General features: G+C 65.0%; 25 protein-coding genes. 17 read left to right on the plus strand and 8 right to left on the minus strand.

Translation table 11 applies throughout. From position 1 onward, the window contains the following. The first annotated feature begins 32 nt into the window (after nucleotides 1–32). The 12 genes from ACVWZ5_RS20200 to recX all read left to right on the plus strand — a co-directional run bounded on the left by ACVWZ5_RS20200 (nucleotide 33) and on the right by recX (nucleotide 10,002). Entirely contained in the window at nucleotides 33–1,199 is a 1,167-nt protein-coding gene (locus ACVWZ5_RS20200; protein ID WP_062361274.1) for a phage tail sheath subtilisin-like domain-containing protein, read from the plus strand. 13 nt (nucleotides 1,200–1,212) lie between these two features. Then, the gene (locus ACVWZ5_RS20205) at nucleotides 1,213–1,722 is read left to right on the plus strand and encodes a phage major tail tube protein (RefSeq protein WP_023628885.1); all 510 of its coding nucleotides are present in this window, start codon (nucleotides 1,213–1,215) and stop codon (nucleotides 1,720–1,722) included. A gap of 12 nt (nucleotides 1,723–1,734) precedes the next feature. After that, the gene (locus ACVWZ5_RS20210; RefSeq protein ID WP_062574911.1) at nucleotides 1,735–2,037 is read left to right on the plus strand and encodes a phage tail assembly protein; all 303 of its coding nucleotides are present in this window, start codon (nucleotides 1,735–1,737) and stop codon (nucleotides 2,035–2,037) included. 125 nt (nucleotides 2,038–2,162) lie between these two features. Then, a complete protein-coding gene (locus ACVWZ5_RS20215; protein WP_457340809.1) occupies nucleotides 2,163–4,451 on the plus strand; it encodes a hypothetical protein in 2,289 nt (762 codons plus the stop codon). A 9-nt stretch (nucleotides 4,452–4,460) separates the two neighbouring features. Beyond that, nucleotides 4,461–5,306, plus strand: coding sequence for a phage tail protein (locus tag ACVWZ5_RS20220; RefSeq protein WP_084942507.1), 846 nt, complete (start codon nucleotides 4,461–4,463; stop codon nucleotides 5,304–5,306). Continuing rightward, on the plus strand, nucleotides 5,281–5,487 hold the full coding sequence (locus ACVWZ5_RS20225; protein WP_084942508.1) for a tail protein X: 207 nt from the start codon (nucleotides 5,281–5,283) through the stop codon (nucleotides 5,485–5,487). The genes ACVWZ5_RS20220 and ACVWZ5_RS20225 overlap by 26 nt, the downstream gene beginning before the upstream one ends. Nucleotides 5,488–5,502: 15 nt before the next feature. Beyond that, nucleotides 5,503–6,537 (plus strand): phage late control D family protein, encoded by a 1,035-nt coding sequence (locus ACVWZ5_RS20230; protein ID WP_084942509.1) that lies wholly within the window; start codon nucleotides 5,503–5,505, stop codon nucleotides 6,535–6,537. 217 nt (nucleotides 6,538–6,754) lie between these two features. Then, the gene (locus ACVWZ5_RS20235; protein ID WP_084942510.1) at nucleotides 6,755–7,306 is read left to right on the plus strand and encodes a glycoside hydrolase family 19 protein; all 552 of its coding nucleotides are present in this window, start codon (nucleotides 6,755–6,757) and stop codon (nucleotides 7,304–7,306) included. A 32-nt stretch (nucleotides 7,307–7,338) separates the two neighbouring features. Beyond that, nucleotides 7,339–7,800, plus strand: a complete 462-nt coding sequence (locus ACVWZ5_RS20240; RefSeq protein ID WP_084942516.1) for a lysis system i-spanin subunit Rz — start codon at nucleotides 7,339–7,341, stop codon at nucleotides 7,798–7,800. A gap of 59 nt (nucleotides 7,801–7,859) precedes the next feature. Continuing rightward, complete coding sequence (locus ACVWZ5_RS20245) at nucleotides 7,860–8,342, plus strand: CinA family protein (RefSeq protein ID WP_084942511.1); 483 nt, start codon at nucleotides 7,860–7,862, stop codon at nucleotides 8,340–8,342. 104 nt (nucleotides 8,343–8,446) lie between these two features. After that, nucleotides 8,447–9,523 carry a recombinase RecA gene (gene recA, locus ACVWZ5_RS20250; protein WP_028690616.1) on the plus strand — a complete coding sequence of 359 codons (1,077 nt, stop codon included), beginning with the start codon at nucleotides 8,447–8,449 and terminating at the stop codon, nucleotides 9,521–9,523. An 8-nt stretch (nucleotides 9,524–9,531) separates the two neighbouring features. After that, nucleotides 9,532–10,002, plus strand: a complete 471-nt coding sequence (recX, locus tag ACVWZ5_RS20255; RefSeq protein ID WP_084942512.1) for a recombination regulator RecX — start codon at nucleotides 9,532–9,534, stop codon at nucleotides 10,000–10,002. A 52-nt stretch (nucleotides 10,003–10,054) separates the two neighbouring features. Here recX and ACVWZ5_RS20260 read toward each other — a convergent pair whose 3' ends face one another. Continuing rightward, on the minus strand, nucleotides 10,055–11,173 hold the full coding sequence (locus tag ACVWZ5_RS20260) for an LOG family protein (RefSeq protein ID WP_062574902.1): 1,119 nt from the start codon (nucleotides 11,171–11,173) through the stop codon (nucleotides 10,055–10,057). Between the two features lie 303 nt (nucleotides 11,174–11,476). On the opposite strand from ACVWZ5_RS20260, the gene ACVWZ5_RS20265 reads away from it, so the two are divergent. Beyond that, the gene (locus ACVWZ5_RS20265) at nucleotides 11,477–11,683 is read left to right on the plus strand and encodes a hypothetical protein (protein ID WP_062574901.1); all 207 of its coding nucleotides are present in this window, start codon (nucleotides 11,477–11,479) and stop codon (nucleotides 11,681–11,683) included. Between the two features lies 1 nt (nucleotide 11,684). Here the strand turns inward: ACVWZ5_RS20265 and ACVWZ5_RS20270 are convergent, their stop codons facing one another. Further along, nucleotides 11,685–12,104 carry a quorum-sensing-regulated virulence factor family protein gene (locus tag ACVWZ5_RS20270; RefSeq protein ID WP_062574900.1) on the minus strand — a complete coding sequence of 140 codons (420 nt, stop codon included), beginning with the start codon at nucleotides 12,102–12,104 and terminating at the stop codon, nucleotides 11,685–11,687. A 214-nt stretch (nucleotides 12,105–12,318) separates the two neighbouring features. On the opposite strand from ACVWZ5_RS20270, the gene ACVWZ5_RS20275 reads away from it, so the two are divergent. From ACVWZ5_RS20275 to ACVWZ5_RS20285, 3 genes are all read left to right on the plus strand, one after another. Next, on the plus strand, nucleotides 12,319–13,029 hold the full coding sequence (locus tag ACVWZ5_RS20275; RefSeq protein ID WP_028690611.1) for a tRNA-uridine aminocarboxypropyltransferase: 711 nt from the start codon (nucleotides 12,319–12,321) through the stop codon (nucleotides 13,027–13,029). A gap of 256 nt (nucleotides 13,030–13,285) precedes the next feature. After that, nucleotides 13,286–13,936 (plus strand): response regulator transcription factor ErdR, encoded by a 651-nt coding sequence (gene erdR / locus ACVWZ5_RS20280; RefSeq protein WP_028690610.1) that lies wholly within the window; start codon nucleotides 13,286–13,288, stop codon nucleotides 13,934–13,936. 77 nt (nucleotides 13,937–14,013) lie between these two features. Further along, nucleotides 14,014–14,379, plus strand: coding sequence for a diacylglycerol kinase (locus ACVWZ5_RS20285; RefSeq protein ID WP_028690609.1), 366 nt, complete (start codon nucleotides 14,014–14,016; stop codon nucleotides 14,377–14,379). Between the two features lie 4 nt (nucleotides 14,380–14,383). Here ACVWZ5_RS20285 and finR read toward each other — a convergent pair whose 3' ends face one another. Beyond that, the gene (gene finR, locus ACVWZ5_RS20290; protein ID WP_028690608.1) at nucleotides 14,384–15,310 is read right to left on the minus strand and encodes a LysR family transcriptional regulator FinR; all 927 of its coding nucleotides are present in this window, start codon (nucleotides 15,308–15,310) and stop codon (nucleotides 14,384–14,386) included. 120 nt (nucleotides 15,311–15,430) lie between these two features. Between finR and fpr the strand changes: the two genes are divergently transcribed. Continuing rightward, nucleotides 15,431–16,210 (plus strand): ferredoxin-NADP reductase, encoded by a 780-nt coding sequence (gene fpr, locus ACVWZ5_RS20295; protein ID WP_028690607.1) that lies wholly within the window; start codon nucleotides 15,431–15,433, stop codon nucleotides 16,208–16,210. Between the two features lie 78 nt (nucleotides 16,211–16,288). On the opposite strand, the gene tsaA is transcribed toward fpr, so the two are convergent. From tsaA to rimO, 5 genes are all read right to left on the minus strand, one after another. Next, on the minus strand, nucleotides 16,289–16,981 hold the full coding sequence (gene tsaA / locus ACVWZ5_RS20300) for a tRNA (N6-threonylcarbamoyladenosine(37)-N6)-methyltransferase TrmO (protein WP_062361257.1): 693 nt from the start codon (nucleotides 16,979–16,981) through the stop codon (nucleotides 16,289–16,291). A gap of 6 nt (nucleotides 16,982–16,987) precedes the next feature. Then, nucleotides 16,988–17,449, minus strand: a complete 462-nt coding sequence (locus ACVWZ5_RS20305; RefSeq protein WP_028690605.1) for a YehS family protein — start codon at nucleotides 17,447–17,449, stop codon at nucleotides 16,988–16,990. Between the two features lie 192 nt (nucleotides 17,450–17,641). Beyond that, nucleotides 17,642–18,352 (minus strand): rRNA pseudouridine synthase, encoded by a 711-nt coding sequence (locus tag ACVWZ5_RS20310; RefSeq protein ID WP_084942515.1) that lies wholly within the window; start codon nucleotides 18,350–18,352, stop codon nucleotides 17,642–17,644. 121 nt (nucleotides 18,353–18,473) lie between these two features. Then, a complete protein-coding gene (locus ACVWZ5_RS20315) occupies nucleotides 18,474–18,932 on the minus strand; it encodes a GNAT family N-acetyltransferase (protein ID WP_028690603.1) in 459 nt (152 codons plus the stop codon). An 85-nt stretch (nucleotides 18,933–19,017) separates the two neighbouring features. After that, nucleotides 19,018–20,349, minus strand: coding sequence for a 30S ribosomal protein S12 methylthiotransferase RimO (rimO, locus tag ACVWZ5_RS20320; protein ID WP_050704462.1), 1,332 nt, complete (start codon nucleotides 20,347–20,349; stop codon nucleotides 19,018–19,020). Nucleotides 20,350–20,456 lie beyond the last annotated feature (107 nt).

Here is a 20,456-nt window from a genome sequence, read left to right on the forward strand (position 1 = left end):
TCTGCGGGGCCTTTTCGTATCTGGAGACTTACATGAGTGGATTCTTCCACGGCGTCACCGTAACTAACGTCGACACCGGCGCCCGCAGCATCGCGCTGCCGTCGTCCTCGATCATCGGCTTGGTCGACACCTTCACCGAAGGCCCGGGCGTCACCGCCAAGGCCAATGACCTGATCCTGATCACCAGCGAGCGCGAAGCGGTCGCGGCGTTCGGCCAGGATGCGGCGATCACCAAGGCCTGCCGCGCCATCTACAGCCGCGCCAAGGCGGTCATCGTCGCCTGCGGCGTGGCCAAGCTCGAAGACGCCGCCGAGCAGACCTCGGCGATCATCGGCAACGTGCTGGCCGACGGCAAGCGCACCGGCCTGCAGGCGCTGCTCGACGGCAAGAGCCGTTTCAACGCCCAGCCGCGCCTGCTGGTCACCCCCAAGCACAGCGCCACCCAGGCCGTCGGCACCGCCCTGGTGGCCCTGGCCGACAAGCTGCGCGCCATCGCCATCATCGACGGCCCCAACACCACCGATGAAGCGGCCATCGCCTACGCCAAGAACTTCGGCGCCAAGCGCGCCTTCCTGGTCGATCCGGGCGTGCGCTACTGGGACAACGCCGAAGAGGCTACCGTCGACGCGCCGGGTTCGGCCTGGGTCGCCGGCCTGTTCGCCTACACCGACCGCGAGTACGGCTTCTGGGCTTCGCCTTCGAACAAGGAGTTCGTCGGCATCACCGGCACCACCCGCGCCGTGGAGTTCCTCGACGGCGACGACACCTGCCGCGCCAACCTGCTGAACAACGCCAACATCGCCACCATCATCCGCGACGACGGCTTCCGCCTGTGGGGCAACCGCACCCTGTCGAGCGACCCGAAATGGGCCTTCGTCACCCGCGTGCGGACCATGGACATCGTCATGGACGCGATCCTCTACGGCCACAAGTGGGCCGTCGACCGCTCCATCACCGCCACCTACGTCAAGGACGTCACCGAAGGCCTGCAGGCCTTCATGCGCGACCTGAAGAACCAGGGCGCGATCATCAACTTCGAGGTCTTCGCCGATCCGGAACTGAACACCGCCAGCCAACTGGAGCAGGGCAAGGTGTACTGGAACATCCGCTTCACCGATGTGCCGCCTGCCGAAAACCCCAATTTCCGCGTCGAAGTCACCAACCAGTGGCTGACCGAAGTCCTCGATTCCGCCGCTTAAGGAGCGCATCCACATGGCAATGATTCCCGAAACACTGGCCAACCTGAACCTGTTCGTCGATGGCGTCAGCTTCCAGGGCGACGTGCCCAGCCTGACCCTGCCCAAGCTCACCCTGAAGATGGAAGAGCACCGCCCCGGCGGCATGGACATGCCGGTCGAGATGGACCAGGGCATGGAGAAGCAGGAAGCCGCCTTCACCACCACCGGCGTGCGCCGCGAGTCGCTGAAGTTCTTCGGCCTGGCCGACGGCACCGCCTTCAACGGCACCTTCCGCGGCGCCTTCAAGGGCCTGAAGGGCAAGATCAACCCGGTCATCGTCACCCTGCGCGGCTCGCTGAAAGAGATCGACATGGGGGACTGGAAGTCCGGCGACAAGGCCGAGATCAAGCACAGCGTCGCCGTCACCTACTACAAGCTCGAAGTCGATGGCCGCCTGGTCTACGAAATCGACGCCCTGGGCATGAAGCGGGTGATCGACGGCGTCGACCAACTGGCCGCCCAGCGCGCCGCCCTGGGTCTTTAAGGAGAACGCTCGATGGCTCAAGCGAAAAAACTGCCGCAATGGCTGACCGTCGACGCCGAGCGCGTGACCGTGCGCCTGTCGCGCCCCAGCGAGGCCAACGGCGTGCAGGTTGACAGCCTGTCGTTGCGCGCACCGACCGTGCGTGACATCCGCAATGCCCAGACCGGTGGCGCGGGCGATGACGAGCAGCGCGAACTGAACCTGTTCGCCTCGCTCGCCGAAGTTGGCGTCAAGGACCTCGAGGGCCTGGCCCTGAAGGACTACAGCCGCCTGCAGACTGGCTATTTTCGCCTGGTGCAGGACGACGAGGTTTGACCCTGCCCGGCAGAAGGCCGCCGCCAGGCGGCTGGCCAAGGAGCTGAACTTTTCCGCCAGCGAAATCATGACCATGTCGTACAGCGACATGGTCTGGTGGTTGGCGGAATGACAAGGAGGAACCCATGGCGAACACACAGGTGTTCACCCTCGGGCTCGGCGTCAGCGCCGACAGGCCGTTGGGCGCCGCGTTCGATAAGCTCCGTCAGCGCATCGGACACTTGCGCATGGAGGCGGATGGCACCCGCCTGGGACGCCTCATCGCAGAGGTGATCCGTCTGGGGTTGGAGCTGAACAAGGCGGGGCAGGTCGGCAGGAGGCTGGCCGGTGAACAGGCAGGAAGTCATTACACGCAGGTCGAGCACTTGCGCGATGAAGGCGATCGTGTCGCTGATCTGCAGCAGGCTTACGTTCGCCTCGGACAGGTGATCGCGGGGTTGCCGCGACTCAAACCGTTGCCCCCTCGCAGCGTCTGGCACCCACCCTTGCTGCTGCCGGCGGCGAACGGCAAGACAACGGCTGGGACGCCGGTCAAGCCGACGACACCGGCCAAAACCACATCCACACCCCGTAGTGCCGGCGAGAAAACCAGAATCGTCATGGCAAGCCTGGGTGGGCTTGCCGCGGGGGGGATTGCGGCATACAAGGCCAGTCGCCGTCTGTCTCCTGAAGAGCGGCAGCGGGCCGTCAAGGCGGTCAATAGCAAGACCGAGATGGGCGCTGTTACAGCGCTGCTGAAGGGCACCGAGGCAATGGTGACCGGCGAGGATGGCCGGGCGAAGTCCAAGGGTGTCGGTGCTGCCATCGGCGAGCTGGCCGGCAACCTCCTTGGCGCGGCCCTTGGGGCGGCGAAGGGCGGTGCGAGCGGCGGCAAGCGTGGTGAGGAGTACGGCAGCCTGTTTGGTGCCTACCTGGGCGAGAAGCTTGGCGGTCGCGCTGGCGAGGGGCTGTACGACTTCTTCACCGACAGCAGTGACGACAAGGGCAGCAAGCCCGAGGCGTCTGCGGATAATTCTGCCACGACTGCATCGTCGCTCCAGTTGGCCGGGCCCTCGGTCAGCCTGTTCGAGGCACAGGTTGACGCAGGCACGCTACCGGCCTTGGGCAGCGCCTTTGGCGAGCTCGGGGCCGGCGCTACACTTGCGGGCCAACGCCTGCTGGCTCTGGGTGATGCAACCGGGTCTGGTGCACAGGTCCCTCTGGTAGCTGCACCCATGCAAGCACCCGCTAGCGGTTTGCTGAAGGCCGTGGCGGATAAGCCACCAGCAGCACCCGCTTCAACGCCAGCCACGCCTTCCTCAGCAGCAGCCGACGCTCCCAAGGGAATGCTCGCCAAGATGGGCGGTGCCGTTAAATCGCTTGGCAAGCCAGCGGTGCTTGGCGCCGTGGGTAAAGGCCTTGAGACATTCACCGGTGACAAGTCCGATAGCGAGAAGGCCGAAGGCTACGGCAATGCTGTAGGTGGTTTGGTCGGCACGCTGGTTGGTGGTGCCTTGGGCTCGGTCGTGCCGGGCCTGGGAACTGTCGTCGGCTCCACGGTCGGCGGCATGGTGGGTGAGGCGGTCGGTGGCTGGGTCGGTAAAACCTGGTTCGGTGGTGACAAGGAGGTTGCCAAACCGGCCGCCGCAAACGTGGAGTCATCCGCAACGCCTGCTGCCGAGGGTGATCCGGAGGGCGCGAAGTCCGCAAGCAACAAGATTGCCGCGGCAAGCGAACCTGCCAAGGAGGGCGCGCAAGCTTCCCAAACGGCTCAACCTACACCCGATTCAGCCTCAGCACCGGAACCCAGGGGCGTTGGCGCGGCGATGAAGGTCCTGGCCAAGCCTGCGGTGCTGAAAGCGACTCGGCAAGGGCTGGAAACCTTCACCAGCGACAAGCCCGATGGCGAGAAAGCCGAAGGCTACGGCAGTGCCGTCGGTGGGTTGGTCGGGACGCTGGTCGGCGGGGCCATCGGCTCTGTCGTGCCGGTGCTCGGCACCACCTTCGGTGCCGCACTGGGTGGGATGGTGGGCGATCAGCTCGGCGGTTGGTTGGGCAAGACCTGGTTTGGCGGCAAGGATCAGCCGGTCAAAGGGGATGCTGCAGCCAAGGCCGGCGGGGCTACGTCCGCTGTGCCCAAGGACACGCTCGAACAGAAGGCCGTACCCGGTGATGTGGTGCGCTCGATAAGCAGTCAGGCGACACCTGCACAGGGGCCGCCCGCCGTTACATCGACACCTGCGGCCACACCGCCGGCACCCGTCTACAACCAGCAGTTCACGTTCACCTCGAACATGCCCGTCAGTGTCACCAATAGCCTCGACGACCCAGGCACGCTTGCGCAACTGGAGGCCATCGCCCGTCGCCAGCTCGAGGAACTCATGCGCCAGGCCCGTTCCGCGCAGTTGGTCGACACCCCACATATCGCACTTTAAGGAGGATCCATGACCTATCTGGAGCAGCTGCAAGCCACGCTGCACGCCCTGGTCAAGGCGGGAGAGGCAGGGCGTCGGCGTGCCGACGCCATGCTCGATCCGATGAACGACGCGATCGTCCATATACAGGGCGCGGTGGGTGAGCTGGAAGCCTTGCCGGTGGTCGGCCCGATCATCGGGGCCAAGCTGCAGCGCACCATGCGCGCAATCACCAACGCCCAGGCCCGGGTTGCCAAGGTGGTGGCCAAGTACGACCAGGCGGTGGCGGTGGTGCGTCAGGTGCGTGATCGCATCGACGGCTTCGCCGCCCATGCCGCCAAGGCCGGTGCGGCGATTCGCCGTGTGGTGGGGGAGGTGCGCTCGACCGTCAATGGCGTGCTGTCGACGCTGGGTTTCGCGCCCGAGGCGACGCCGGCCGCCGAAGCGGTCAAGCCGTTCCCGCACTTGCTGGTGCTGCAACCGCTCAAGGTGGGAGCGGCGCCGTACTACTTCAACCTCGATACCGCCGCCTTCGACCAGCTGCGCCGGCAGACGCGCTTTCGCTGGGCCGGGCAGGAGCGCCTGAGCCGCGCGAGCGCCCAGCAGGCGGTCAGCCTGGGCGAGGAGAGCATCAACATCCGGGGCGCGATCTTCCCCGGGTTCAAGGGCGGCCTCGGCCAGTTGCAGACGCTGCGCAGCATCGGCCGCCAACTGCTGCCGCTGTCATTGACCACCGGTTACGGCGAGGTACTCGGCACCTGGTGCCTGACCAGCATCGAGGAGGAGCAGAGCGTCCTGCTGGCCGGCGGCATTCCGCGCAAACAAGGGTTTTCACTGGAGTTCGTGAGCTATGGCCAAGACCTGCACAACGTCTGAGGGCGATCTGCTCGATACCCTCTGCCAGCACTATTACGGCCACTTGGCCGGCACGGTCGAGGCCGTCCTGGATGCCAACCAGGGGCTGGCGGACGAGGCGCAGCCGTTTCGCGCCGGGGTGAGGATCCTGTTGCCGGAACTGCCGATGACGACGAGCTATACCGTGCAACTGTGGGACTGATCTGGAGCCTCAATCGTGCAACCCCAATTTCGTATCACCGCCGATGGCAACGATATCACCACCCTGATCAACGACCGTTTGCTGCTGCTGCGCACCACCGACAAGCCGGGCCTGGAGTCCGACGAGTTCGAACTGCGCCTCGATGCGCGGGACGGCGCCCTGGCCTTGCCAGCCAGGGGCGCAATGCTCGAAGTGCACCTGGGTTACGCCGGTCAGCCATTGAACGGCCTGGGCCGCTACACCGTGGACGAGGTCGAGCTGTCCGGGCCGCCGGACACCCTGGTGATCCGCGGCAAGGCCAGCGACCTGCGCGGCAGCGGCAAGACCATCCGCAGCGGCAGCTGGGAGAACGCGACGCTGCAGCGCATCGTCGCCGAGATCGGCGCCCGCAATGGCTGGCAGGCGGTGTGTCCGGTGGCCGTGCAGGTGCCGCGGGTCGACCAGTACAGCGAGTCGGACTTCAACTTCATCACCCGCCTGGCGCGCCTGCACGACTGCACCGCCAAGCTCGCCAACGGTCAGCTGCTGGTGCTGCCGCGCCAGGGCGGTCAGAGTGCCAGCGGCAAGCCCCTGGGCGTGGTCGGCATTGCCCGCAACGAGGTCAGCCAGTGGCAATTCCGCCTGGCCGACAAGAGTACCCACAAGGCTGTCAGGACCCGTCACCACGACAGCGCCAGCGGGCGCCTGCAGGCGGTGGAACTGGACAATGGCGATGCGCCGGACGGCCTGCAGCCGGTCTATACCGACCGCCACCTGTACCCCAACCGCGCGGCGGCGGAGCAGGCCGCCCGCGCCCGCCTGGCCAGCTTCAACCGCGACACCGCCAGCGTGCGCCTGGACATGCCCGGGCGCACCGACCTGTTCGCCGAGCGCGCCATCGATGTCCAGGGCTTCCTGGCCGGGCTCGATGGGCACTACCTGATCGAGTCGGTCGAGCAGGTGTTCACCAGCAGCGGCTGGCGCACCACCGTGCAGTGCAACGGCGGTCGTCAGGGCAAGGCCAAGGCCAAAGGTTCCGCGCCTCGGCGGGCGGGTTCGCTCAAGGCCTGAGACAGGGCGGTGAGGGTTTCCCGATGCCTGCCGGCGGCGGCGTTCCCTATAGTCGCTGTCAGCCGGCCGCATCACCCTGTTTCCGAGCTCCAGATCAGGTGCGGCGGTCGCCACACCGTGACCTCTGTGAAAGCCACGCGCTTCGAGCCATCGCCCACGAGCGAGCCACAGGCGGCACTGGCCGCCTTTCGATCAGACCGCAATGGAGAATGCACCGATGCCGCTCACTGAACAGCAACTCAAGCAGATCTACCCGTTCGCCGGCCAACGCGTCGCCACCTTCCTGCCGGCGCTGAACACGGCCATGGCCAACTGGGAAATCGACCACCCCAAGCGCATTGCCGCGTTCCTGGCCCAGGTCGGCCATGAGTCCGGCCAGCTGCGCTACGTCAAGGAACTGGGCAGCGATCGCTACCTGGCCCGCTACGACACTGGCAGCCTGGCCCTGCGTCTGGGTAACACCCCCGAAGCCGACGGCGATGGCCAGCGCTATTGCGGTCGTGGTCTGATCCAGGTGACCGGGCGCAACAACTACCAGGCCTGCAGCCGCGCGCTGTTCGGCGACGAACGCCTGCTGGCGCAACCGCAGATGCTCGAGCAGCCGCGCTGGGCCTGCGAATCGGCGGCCTGGTTCTGGCACTCGCGCGGGCTCAACGCCCTGGCTGACCAGGGTGAGTTCAACCGCATCACCCGGCACATCAACGGCGGCCTGAACGGCTTGTCGGAACGCCTCGATCTGTGGGCGCGGGCGCGGGAGGTGCTGTGCTGAGCCGCCTGCAACTGGCGCTGTGCCTCGGCTTGATGGCGCTGTCCGCCGCGTTGGCCTGGCAACTGCAGGGCTGGCGCCTCGGGCGTCAGCTGGCCGAGCAGGAACAGGCGCTGGCGCGGCAGCGCCTCGACCAGGCCGAGGCGCTGCACGGCCTGCTGCTCGCTGAGCGCGATCAGCGCCAGGCCCTCGAACAACGCCTGCATGACAGTGAAGCGAAATATTTCCGGGAGCTGACCGATGCCCAACAGACTCAGGCTCGCCTGCGTGACCGCCTTGCTACTGCCGATCTGCGCTTGTCGGTCCTGGTCGAGCGCGACACCGCCTGTGCCCCAGTGCCTGCCGCCGCCGGCACCAGCGGCGTGGATCATGGCCCCGTACGCGCCCGACTTGACCCGGCGCATGCTCGACGAATTGTCGCCATCACCGACGACGGCGACCGTGGACTGATTGCCTTGCGGGCGTGCCAGGCCTATATCCGTGCGCTGTCGCCCTGAGCGCTTGCCAGCAGGGGCGGGAGTGGTAGGGTAGGGCGCAGTCTTGCCAGGAGCTAGCCATGGACCCGATCACCGTACTCTCCACCCGCCTGGGCGAACACCTGCGGCGCTTCAACGCTCAGGTGAGCACTGCTGAATCCTGCACCGGCGGCGGCATCGCCGAGGCGATCACCCGCATCCCCGGCAGCTCGGCCTGGTTCGAGGCCGGCTATGTCACCTATTCCAATGCCCAGAAAACCCGCCAGTTGGGCGTCCCCGAGGCGTTGTTCGCCCAGGTGGGGGCGGTCAGCCAGGAAGTGGTCGAGGCCATGGTGCGTGGCGCCCAGGCCGCCAGCGGGGCGCGTTTCGCGGTGGCGGTCAGCGGTGTGGCCGGGCCAGACGGCGGTTCGCCGGCCAAGCCGGTGGGCACGGTGTGGCTGGCCTGGGCCGACGGGTCCCATGTGAGCAGCGAGCGCCGGCACTTCGACGGCGACCGTGAAGCGGTGCGCCGACAGACGGTGATCGCCGCGTTAGACGGCTTGTTACAGCTTGGCGCGGAGTAAATCGCCCGACGGGGGTTTGCGGAAACGAATCGCTGTGGAATAATACTGGCTACTTATACAGTTATTCCGGCCGTCAGGGCCACGTCGAACACGTGAGGATTTCAATGGACGACAACAAGAAGCGCGCCTTGGCTGCGGCCCTGGGTCAAATCGAACGCCAATTCGGCAAGGGCGCGGTCATGCGCATGGGCGACCACGAGCGCCAGGCCATCCCTGCCATCTCCACCGGTTCCCTCGGCCTGGACATCGCCCTGGGCATCGGCGGCCTGCCGAAAGGCCGTATCGTCGAGATCTACGGCCCGGAATCCTCGGGTAAAACCACGCTGACCCTGTCGGTCATCGCCGAAGCCCAGAAGAACGGCGCCACCTGCGCCTTCGTCGACGCCGAGCACGCCCTCGACCCTGAGTACGCCGGCAAGCTGGGCGTCAACGTCGACGACCTGCTGGTCTCGCAGCCGGACACCGGCGAACAGGCCCTGGAAATCACCGACATGCTGGTGCGCTCCAACGCCGTCGACGTGATCATCGTCGACTCCGTGGCCGCCCTGGTGCCGAAGGCCGAGATCGAAGGCGAGATGGGCGACATGCACGTCGGCCTGCAGGCCCGCCTGATGTCCCAGGCCCTGCGCAAGATCACCGGTAACATCAAGAACGCCAACTGCCTGGTCATCTTCATCAACCAGATCCGTATGAAGATCGGCGTGATGTTCGGCAGCCCGGAAACCACCACCGGTGGTAACGCCCTGAAGTTCTACGCCTCGGTGCGCCTGGACATCCGCCGTACCGGCGCGGTCAAGGAAGGCGACGAAGTGGTCGGTAGCGAAACCCGCGTCAAGATCGTCAAGAACAAGGTTTCGCCACCGTTCCGTCAGGCCGAGTTCCAGATCCTCTACGGCAAGGGCATCTATCGCAACGGCGAAATCATCGACCTGGGTGTGTCCCAAGGCCTGGTGGAAAAATCCGGTGCCTGGTACAGCTACCAGGGCAACAAAATCGGTCAAGGCAAGGCCAACGCCGCCAAGTACCTGCAAGAGAACCCGGCCATTGGCAGCGAGATCGAGAAGCAGATTCGCGACAAGCTGCTGACCGCTGGTGCCGCCGCCGCTGCAGCAGCTGCCGCCAAGGCCGGTGCAGCCGAAGCCGATGCCGACGACCTGGCTGACGCCGACGCCGGTTATTGATTGGCCCCATGTCCGTCGTACTCGACACCCCCGTCGCCGTTCGACGGACAGCCATGGACCTGCTCGCACGCCGCGAGCATGGTCGCGTCGAGCTGACGCGCAAGCTGCGTCAGCGTGGCGCACCGGACGAGCTGATCGAGCCTGCGCTCGATCGGCTGGCCGAAGAAGGGCTGCTTAGTGAGGCCCGCTATCTGGAAAGTTTTATCCGCTACAGGTCCAGTGCCGGCTACGGCCCCGCACGAATTCGCGAGGAGCTCGGCCAACGCGGCTTGAACCGTGGCGATATCGACCAGGCCCTGCGCGACAGCGAAGTGGACTGGGCGACGCAACTTCGTGATGTCTGGCAGCGCAAGTTCGCCGGGCAACGCCCGCAAGACCCACGCGGCCGGGCTCAGCAGATGCGCTTTCTCGCCTACCGTGGTTTCCCCATGGACATGATCGGCCGGCTGCTCAGCGGTCGCGATCTCGACGATTATTGATGCCCCGTACGGCTGACGCCCATGCGTGTCAGCCGTACGGGGCATTTTGCGTTCAGCTGACCCGCAGCGCTTCCCGGGCGCGCTGGGTGGTGTGCATCGGCTGGGGTTTGGCCCAGTTCTCCGGCAGATTGATGAAGTCCACCAGTTCGCGCAAGCGGCCCTGGTCACGACCGTTGAAGGCGAAGGTCAGGCGCGTCAGGTGGCTGAAGTTGCCTTCCTCGTGTTCGGCACCGCTGTCCGGTTGCTGGTGGTACCTGCCGCTCAGGCGCAAGTCGGCGAAGCCTTCCTCCACATCATGCAGGGCCGCCTCGCTCAAGGGGTGGTGCATGCGGATCACGAACTGGCTCTTCAGCCAGCGGCTGGAGTGGTAGTTGCTGTAGAACTGGTTGATCTCCTCGACCGCCTCGTCGGCGCTGTGCACCAGGCGCACCAGCTTGAGGTCGCTGGGCAGGATATAGCGGTTCTCTTCGAGCTGGCGGCTGATGAAGGCCAGGGCGTCCTGCCAGAAACTGCCGCCGGGCGAGTCGAGCAGCACCACCGGCACCAACGGGCTCTTGCCGGTCTGGATCAGCGTCAGCACCTCCAGCGCCTCGTCGAGGGTGCCGAAGCCGCCGGGGCAGAGCACCAGCGCGTCGGCTTCCTTGACGAAGAACAGCTTGCGGATAAAGAAAAAATGGAACGGCAGCAGCTTGTCGGTGCCATTGACCGTGGCATTGGCGTGCTGCTCGAACGGCAGGGTGATGTTGAAGCCCAGGCTGTGGTCGGTGCCGGCGCCTTCATGGGCAGCGGCCATGATGCCGCCGCCGGCGCCGGTGATGACCATCAGGTCCGAGCGCGCCAGCGTTGCGCCCAGTTCCCGGGCCAGGGCGTACATGGGGTGCTCCAGCGGCGTGCGCGCCGAACCGAACACGGTGACCTTGCGCCTCCCCTTGTAGTGCTCGAGGGTGCGGAAGGAGTGGTCGAGCTCGCGCAGGGCCTGCAGGGTGATCTTGGCGTTCCAGCGGTTGCGGTCGTCGTGGGCCATGCGCAGCACGGTCAGCAGCATGTCGCGGTACAGCGGCAGGTTGGGACTGTTCGGCGCGACCAGTTGCAATTGTTCGTCGATCTTGCTCAGGTCGATGCCGTTGTCCCTGAAATGGTTGAACAGCAGCTCGTTCGATTGGTAAGGCATTCAACGTCTCCTTCTGCAGCAAAACCTCTGACCGGGTCGATGGCGTGTCCCGGCCGCGACACTGCGTGTGTCGCTGGCTGCTGTGGCTCGAGTGTGCCCCCCGAGCGTTGCAGTAGGCCTTCAAGGCCATGTTGCAGTGGCAATTCCATCGCGTTGTCGTTGTTATGGGTACTCGATATCAATCTAGACGCTGGCGCGGCTTTGTGCCGCCATAGGCGCGCACTACCGCCGGTCAGGCGAAAGCCAGTGACGACAGGGCTTTGGTTAACTGGGGGCAGTAAGGCGATACAGCGAGGTGGCGGTATGCACCGGCTGGTGATCGAGGTGGATGGGCAACTGTTGCAGTTGCTCGAGTACGAGGCCAAGGCTCATCACCTGAGTCTTGAGGGGGAGTGCCTGCGCCGGCTGCAAGGGGCCGAGGCGCATTCGCGCTACTTGCAGGCCCTGCTGGCTGAATTGCGCGCCGATGATGAGCAGCGGCGCGCCAGTAACAGCGATCAGCTGGCCTGAATCACTTCTTCTTGTTGCCGGCCGCGCAGCTGGCGGCGTCGAAGGCCTGGTCCATGACCGGCTGGTTGGTCTTGTAGACGGTGAAGCGGTAGACCATCACGGCGCCCTTGGTCATCAGCTGGCGGTAGCCGTTGTTGCGGCACACGCTGTCACCCAGCTGGCTGCGAACCTGCGCGGGATTGGCCTGCATACGCTGGGCGTGGTCCTGGCGCACGCTCAGGTGATTGACCAGTGCCTTGCCTTCGACGGTGTAGCCCTGGTCGAGGATGTCCTCGTTGATGGCACGCGGGGTGCCGACGCTGCTTTCCTTGGCGACCTTCTGCAGCATCTGGTTCAGCTCGTATTCCTGCTTGGACGCAGCCTGGGCGGCCAGGGGCAGGGCGAGCAGCAGGCTCAGGGTCGGGACGATAAGACGCAGCATGGATCTCTCCTGGTTCGATGACTGGCGCTTTGACCAGCGCCGACGGGCGGCGTTCCATGAAACCGCAGGGTTTCCAGGCCGCCAGGACCTGCGATTATAAAGGAGCGGCGCCGCTGGCTGCACGGCAAATGACGTGGGCTCTGGTAGACTGGGCGCCTTGTTTTCATCGAGTCGTCGCCGTGCCCCTCCCACTTCCCTGCCAAGGCCTGCTGCCATGAGCCACGCGGTAGCGCGCCTGCGCGCCGAACGCCTGGCGCGCAGCATCAAACCCTTTGTCGCCCGAGGCTCGCGCGCCGAGCGTTGCCCGGATTGCCGGGTGATCGCCACGCACTGCCTGTGCGCCTGGAAACCCCGGGTGCCGGCCGAGTCCGGCATGTGCCTGCTGATGCACGATACCGAGCCGCTGAAGCCGACCAACACCGGTTGGTTGATCGCCGATGTGATCGAGGACACCTCGGCCTTCGGCTGGCTGCGCACCTCGGTGGACGAGGGGCTGCTGGCGCTGCTGGACGATCCCCGCTGGCAGCCCTACATCGTCTTTCCGGGCGAGTTCGTCAAGGAAGATCGGGTGGTCAGCGAAGTCGTGCGCGAGCCGGGCAAGCGCCCGTTGTTCATCTTGCTCGACGCCACCTGGACCGAGGCGCGCAAGATGTTCCGCAAGAGCCCTTACCTCGATCGCTTCCCGGTGCTGAGCCTGCAGCCCGAGCAGATGTCGCGCTACCGCCTGCGCCGTTCCAAGCGTGATGACCATTTCTGCACCGCCGAAGTGGCCGCCATGTGCCTGGAACTGGCCGGCGACGGCCAGGCTTCGCAGGCCCTGGACGCCTACCTGGACGTCTTCAGCCTGCACTACCTGAGTGGCAAGCGGCGCCTGCCGCTGGACGAGCAGGACGAGGTCCACCAGCGTTTGCATACCTTCCTATAGTCCAAGGGGCAGGCGCGACGGATTGGTTCATACTGTCGGGGCTGGCAGCCAGGGTAGGCGGGTTCGACCGGGCAAGTGGCTTGACCACCCGGGGCGTGCTCGGCATCCTTGGCGCCGCTTCGGGCACGACGAAGCTGCTGTTATCCCGGACTTCGCCGTGCCATCCCGGCCCGCGGCCCTGCCGTTCGCGCCATGAGTTGCCCGCCAGGCGTCTCCCGTATCCCCTGCGCCTGCACAGAACAGGATCCATAGATCGATGGCCACATACGAAATCCTGATTGCCGATGACCACCCGCTGTTTCGCAGCGCACTGCGCCAGGCCGTTACCCTCGGTCTGGGCCCGGACGTGCGCCTGGTCGAGGTGGCGAGCATCGCCGAACTGGAAACCAGCCTCACCGAGAAAGCCGACTGGGACCTGGTCCTGCTGGACCTGAATATGCCCGGCGCCTATGGCTTCTCCGGCCTGGTCCTGCTGCGCGGCCAGTACCCGCAGATCCCGGTGGTGATGGTCTCGGCCCAGGAAGAGGCGGCCGTCGTGGTCAAGTCCCGCGAATTCGGCGCCAGCGGCTTCATCCCCAAGTCCAGCGAGCTCAGCAAGATCCAGGAAGCTGTGCGCAACGTGCTCGATGGCGATGTCTGGTGGCCGCCGCAGGCATTCGACAAGGTCGATGTGTCGGCCGAGGCCAAGGCCGCCAGCGAAGGCCTGGCCAGCCTCACCCCGCAGCAGTTCCGCGTGCTGACCATGGTCTGCGAAGGGCTGCTGAACAAGCAAATTGCCTATGAGCTGAACGTTTCCGAGGCGACCATCAAGGCCCACGTGACGGCGATCTTCCGCAAGCTGGGGGTGCGCACGCGGACCCAGGCGGCGCTGCTGCTGCAACAACTTGAATCGGTTTCGGCCAGCTAAGTACCCGTGCATTCACGCTTTTTTGACTCAGGCTGGACTAGCCTTCGGGCCTTTCTCCGGTGAAGTGACGGACACACATGTCGCCATTCAAAGGCCAGACCGGCCTCAAACGTATCGTCAACGCCGCCAGCTATTCGCTGGACGGCCTGCGCACCGCCTTCAAGGGCGAGGCCGCCTTCCGGCAGCTGGTGCTGCTCAACGTGGTGCTGGTGCCGCTGGCCTTCTGGCTGCCGGTCAGCCGCGGTGAGCGGGCGATCCTCATTGCCGTGTGCCTGCTGGGGCTGATCGTCGAATTGCTCAATTCGGCGGTGGAGGCGGCCATCGACCGCATTTCCCTCGACCGCCACCCGCTGTCGAAGAACGCCAAGGACATGGGCAGCGCCGCGCAGCTGGTGGCCATGAGCATGGTTGCGGTGGTCTGGGGGGTGATCCTGCTTGGTTGAGCCTTCAGGCGATCGGCGGCAGCACGATTTCGTCGCTGCGCCGCACGCCTGCAGTAAAGCTGCGGCACAGTTCGAGGAACTCGCGCATGGCCGAGGTCTGGTACTTCTGCTTGTGCCAGATGAAGTAGAACTGCCGCGCCAGGTCCAGGGTCGGGGTCTCCACCGGTACCAGGCTGCCGCGGCGGAAAGCATCCCGCAGGGCCAGGCGTGAGATGCAGCCGATGCCAAGGCCCGACTCCACGGCGCGCTTGATCGCCTCGGTATGTTCCAGTTCCAGGCGGATGTTCAGGTTGGCGCGGTGATGGCGCATGGCCTGGTCGAAGGTCAGGCGCGTGCCCGAGCCCTGCTCGCGCAGGATCCAGGCTTCATGGGATAACTGCTCGATACCGGCATGGCCGACCTTGGCCAGGGGATGCTGGGGCGCACAGAACACCACCAGCTCGTCCTCCACCCAGGGCTGAACCTCAAGATCGGGATGGTTGCAGTCACCTTCGATTAGACCCAGGTCAATTTCATAGTGGGCGACCTGTTGCACGATATGCGCGGTGTTCTGCACGTGCAGCTTGACCTGGCTTTCCGGGTGTACCTGCATGAAGCTGCCGATCAGCAGGGTGGCCAGGTAGTTGCCGATCGTCAGCGTGGCGCCGACGGCCAGCGAGCCGAACCCCGACTTGCCGTTGAGCAGGTCCTCGATCTCCTTGGCCTGGTCGAGCAGGGCCACGGCCTGGGGCAGCAGTTGATGGCCCAGAGCATTGAGACTCAGGCGCTTGCCGGCGCGGTCGAACAGCTGGCAGCTGGACTGGCGCTCCAGTTCGGTGATCGAGGTGCTGGCGGCCGATTGCGACAAGGCCAGCACGCCGGCGGCCCGGGACACGCTCTGGTGCTGGGCGACGGCGACGAATACCTGGAGCTGACGGAGTGTGAATCGCATATCGATATAACCGATAACACATATCTTGATAATTCAGTTAACAGATATTGTCGCTGCCCCTAAACTATCGCGCAACTGCGCGTCTTGCGCGCGCCGCGTTTTCCTTCAGGAGCCCCATCGATGAGCAACATGAACCACGAACGTGTCCTCAGTGTGCACCACTGGAACGACACCCTGTTCAGCTTCAAGTGCACCCGTGATCCGGGCCTGCGCTTCGAGAACGGTCAGTTCGTGATGATCGGCCTGCAGCAGGACAGCGGCCGTCCGCTCATGCGCGCCTACTCCATCGCCTCGCCGAACTGGGAAGAGCACCTGGAGTTCTTCAGCATCAAGGTGCCGGACGGCCCGCTGACCTCGCAGTTGCAGCACCTGAAGGAAGGCGACGAGATCATCATCAGCAAGAAGCCTACCGGTACCTTGGTGCTGGATGACCTGAACCCGGGCAAGCACCTGTATCTGCTGAGCACTGGCACCGGCCTGGCGCCGTTCATGAGTGTCATCCAGGATCCGGAGACCTACGAGCGCTTCGAGAAAGTGATCCTGGTTCACGGCGTGCGTTACGTCAACGAAGTGGCCTACCGCGAGTTCATTACCGAGCACCTGCCGCAGAACGAGTTCTTCGGTGACGCGGTGCGTGACAAGCTGATCTACTACCCGACAGTGACTCGCGAGCCTTTCGAAAACCAGGGGCGCCTGACCGACCTGATGCGCAGTGGCAAGCTGTTCAGCGACATCGGTCTGCCACCGATCAACCCGCAGGACGACCGCGCGATGATCTGCGGCAGCCCGAGCATGCTCGACGAGACCAGCGAAGTGCTCGACAGCTTCGGCCTGAAGATCTCCCCGCGCATGCGTGAGCCAGGTGACTACCTGATCGAGCGTGCGTTCGTCGAGAAGTAAGGCGAGCGGCAGGCATGAAAAACGCAGGCTTGGCCTGCGTTTTTTTATGCCTGGAATGTGGGTCTTATCGACACCCCATTACTCCGGCGTCACCTCCAGCACCCGAATCACATCCGGCTGCGGATAATGCCAGCGCACCTGCACATCCCAGAACTTCACCCCATACACTCGTTCGGGCGGTGGCACCTGGTACGCCGGGCGTGGATCCTGGGCCAGGCACTGCTCGATCAGCTCGACCAAGGGTTCGCCCAGGCGCAGTGCGTGGGTGTGTGCCTGGGGCAGTGCGCTCTCGCTCCATTGCACCCTGATCGGCTCCGGCGCATCACTGGCCATCAGGTTCGATGCCTCGGCGACGCTGTCCGCATACGGCACGTAAGGCTTGATATCCAGCACCGGCGTACCGTCCAGCAGGTCGATCCCCGACAGCAGCAGACGCCCCGGTTCGACGCCTTCCAGGCGCACCACCGACTGGCCGATGCCATTGGGCCGGTGGGTGGCCCGGGTGGCGAACACCCCCATGCTCTTGTTGCCGCCCAGGCGTGGTGGCCGCACCTTCAGGCGTGGCTTGTCTTCCAGTGCCTGGTGGAACAGGAACAGCAGCCACACATGGCTGACCTGTTCCAGCCCTTCGACGGCATCGCCCTGGTCAAAGGGCGGCAGCAGCTCCAGCACGCCACGGGCGGCCGGCGCCAGCTGGGGCTGGCGGGGGATGGCGAACTTTTCCTTGAAGCAGGAACGGACGATGCCGACCGGCGAGACGCTATGCTGCATCACGGCTCAGCCGCGCACGCGAAGGGTCAGGCCCTTGAGGAAATTGCGCAGCAACTGGTCGCCGCAGGGGCGGTAGTTGTCGTGGCCGACCTTGCGGAACAATGCGCTCAGCTCGGGCTTGGACACCGGGAAATTGACTGACTTGAGCACTGCGTGCAGGTCGTCTTCCTTCAGCTCGAAGGCCACCCGCAGCTTCTTGAGTACGGTGTTGTTGGTCACCGGCACTTCGATCGGCTGCGGTGGGCGGCTGTCGTCGCGGCCGCGACGGTGGATCACCAGGCCGTCGAGGAAGTGCGCCATGACCTTCTCCGGGCAGCGCACGAAGCCAGGTTCCTCTTCTTTCTTGACGTAGCCGGCGATGGCCTCGGCGGAAACCTCCAGGCCCGAGAGCTTGATAATCTCGGCCAGCTTCTGGTCGTTGGCCTTGAGCATGTAGCGCAGGCTGCGCAGTACATCGTTGTGGTTCATTGCAGCGAATCCTGTTCTGTTGCCGTGTCAGTCTTTGCGCGGCGGTAATGCTGGGCTCTGTACGAAATGTATCTGCACTCGCCCATACTGCGTTGGAACGGGGCTCGGAATGCTCATGTACTCCAGTACACTGCGCTTCCTCCCCCCGTTTCGCCTTGTCTGGCCTTCGCGCAGACACATTTCGTACAGACCCTAGAAGCGTTCTGTAGCGGCCACATAGCGCCATTGGCCCACTGGCAGCTTGCCCATCGACACGCCGCCCAGGCGAATGCGGCGCATCGCCAGGACCTTGAGGCCGGCGGTTTCGCACAGTTGTTCGATCAACCCGGGCTGCGGGTTCTTCAGGACCATGCGCAGGTGCTGTTCGTTCTGCCAGCTGGCCTTGGCCTTCGGCAGTTCGACGCCCTTGCGCTCGACACCGCGGGCCAGACGCTCGAGAGCGCCTGGCTTGGCTTCACCGCTGACCTGGACGATGTATTCCTGCTCCATTCGGCGCAGGTCGGCGTCGAGCTTGCGGGTCACCCGCCAGTCCTGGGTGAACAGTTGCAGGCCGCTGGCGCCTGGCAGCAGCGGGGCGACACAGGCCTGGCGGGCGAAATGCCCGTGCAGCGGGCGCACGCCTTCGCGGTGCGCTTCGCTGAGGCTGGCCATGCTCATGCCCGCCTGGGCGCTGGCGACGTCCTGTCCGGCCTGCTGGTTGAGCAGCAGGGTCACCGGTTCAAGTGTTTCGGCACGGGCGCCCGGGAGCAGTTCGATGCGTTGTCCGGCGACCTTGAACTGCGGCTGTTCGACCACCTCGCCGTCGACCGTGACCCAGCCTCCCTCGATGTACAGTTCGGCCTCTCGGCGGGAGCAGCCAAGCTGTTCGATGAGGCGTTTGGAGAGACGAATGGGTTCGGACATGGACACGGGTATCACGCGGTAGGGAAAGCTCTCATTGTACCTGCCCGCGCAGGGTAGCGGCTGCAAATCGATGTCATTTGCGCCATTTCGGAGCGGGGTGGTGGTTTCCTTGGCTTTTGTCCTAGGACGTTGTACGAACCAGCCTCATGTGCAGCAGGGGATAGGGCTGCCCCAGGCCGTCGGTTTCCGAGCGCCCGTACACCTCGAAGCCTTCGTGCAGATAGAAGCCCAGGGCCTGCGGGTTCTGCTCGTTGACGTCCAGGCGTTCGGCATTGAGCTCTCTTACAGCATGCCGCAGCAGGCGTTGGCCAATACCCTGGCCACGGTACTGCGGCGCGACGAAGAGCATGTCGACACGGCCATTGGCCACGCCGGCGAAGCCGAGGATGCGTCGCCTGGCGTCCTTGCAGCAGACCAGCATCACCGCGTCGAGGTATTTGCGCAGCACATGCTCGCGCAGCAGCACGATGTAGCCGTCGGGCAGGAAGTCGTGGGTGGCGCGCACCGACGCCTCCCACACCCGCACCAGTTCGGGGTAGTCGCTCAGGTGGGGCGTTTGCAGCGTGACGGTGGGCGACATCCTGTGATCCTCGGGGCCATTGAGGAAAACATAGATGCAAAAAAATACCCCGCCAGTGGGCGGGGTATCTTCAGGCGAGCATCGCTCAGACGGGCTCGGCCCACATGTCGTACTCGTCGGCATCGACGATGCGGCAACGGACCTTGTCGCCCGGCTTGAAGCCGTGGTCGCCGTCGATGAACACGTTGCCGTCGATTTCCGGCGCGTCGAAGAAGCTGCGACCGACCGAGCCCTGCTCCTCGACCTCGTCGATCAGCACTTCGATCTCCTTGCCGATGCGCTGTTGCAGGCGCGCGGCGCTGATCGCCTGCTGGTGGGCCATGAAGCGGTCCCAACGTTCCTGCTTGACGTCGTCCGGTACTTCATCCAGGCCCAGGTCATTGGCCGGGGCGCCTTCGACAGGCGAGTACTGGAAGCAGCCGACGCGGTCGAGCTGGGCTTCGGTCAGCCAGTCGAGCAGGTACTGGAAGTCTTCCTCGGTCTCGCCGGGGAAGCCGACGATGAAGGTCGAACGGATCACCAGCTCCGGGCACTGTTCGCGCCAGCTCTTGATGCGCGCCAGGGTGCGGTCTTCGAAGGCCGGGCGCTTCATCGACTTGAGCACCTTGGGGCTGGCGTGCTGGAACGGAATGTCCAGGTACGGCAGGATCTTGCCGGCGGCCATCAGCGGGATCACGTCGTCGACGTTCGGGTACGGGTAGACATAGTGCAGGCGCACCCAGGCGCCCAGGCTGCTCAAGGCCTCGCACAGCTCGAGCATGCGGGTCTTGACCGGGCGGCCGTTCCAGAAGTCGGTCTTGTACTTGACGTCGACGCCGTAGGCGCTGGTGTCCTGGGAAATCACCAGGATTTCCTTGACGCCGGCCTTGACCAGGCGCTCGGCCTCGCTCAGCACTTCACCGACCGGACGGCTGACCAGCTTGCCGCGCATCGATGGGATGATGCAGAAGCTGCAGCTGTGGTTGCAGCCTTCGGAAATCTTCAGGTAGGCATAATGGCGCGGGGTCAGCTTGATGCCTTGCGGCGGCACCAGGTCGATCAGCGGGTTGTGGTCCTGGCGTGGCGGCACCACCTCGTGCACGGCGTTGACCACCTGCTCGTACTGCTGGGGGCCACTGACCGACAGCACGCTGGGGTGCACGTCGCGGATATTGCCTTCCTCGACACCCATGCAGCCGGTGACGATGACCTTGCCGTTCTCCTTGATCGCCTCGCCGATCACTTCCAGCGACTCGGCCTTGGCGCTGTCGATGAAGCCGCAGGTGTTGACCACCACCACGTCGGCGCCATCGTAGGTAGGCACGACTTCATAGCCTTCCATGCGCAGCTGGGTCAGGATGCGTTCGGAATCGACCAGGGCCTTGGGGCAACCCAGGGAAACGAAGCCGACCTTTGGGGTGGCGGGAGTGGTGGACATGGCTAACCTCGGTATTGAATACAGGTCGCCCGACCGGTAACGGGGGCGATCCTGGCGGACGCTTTTGGCGCCTCTGATCAAAAAGTGCGCAATTCTAGCGAGCGCAA

The sequence above is a fragment of the Pseudomonas sp. TE6283 genome, from assembly GCF_054060555.1.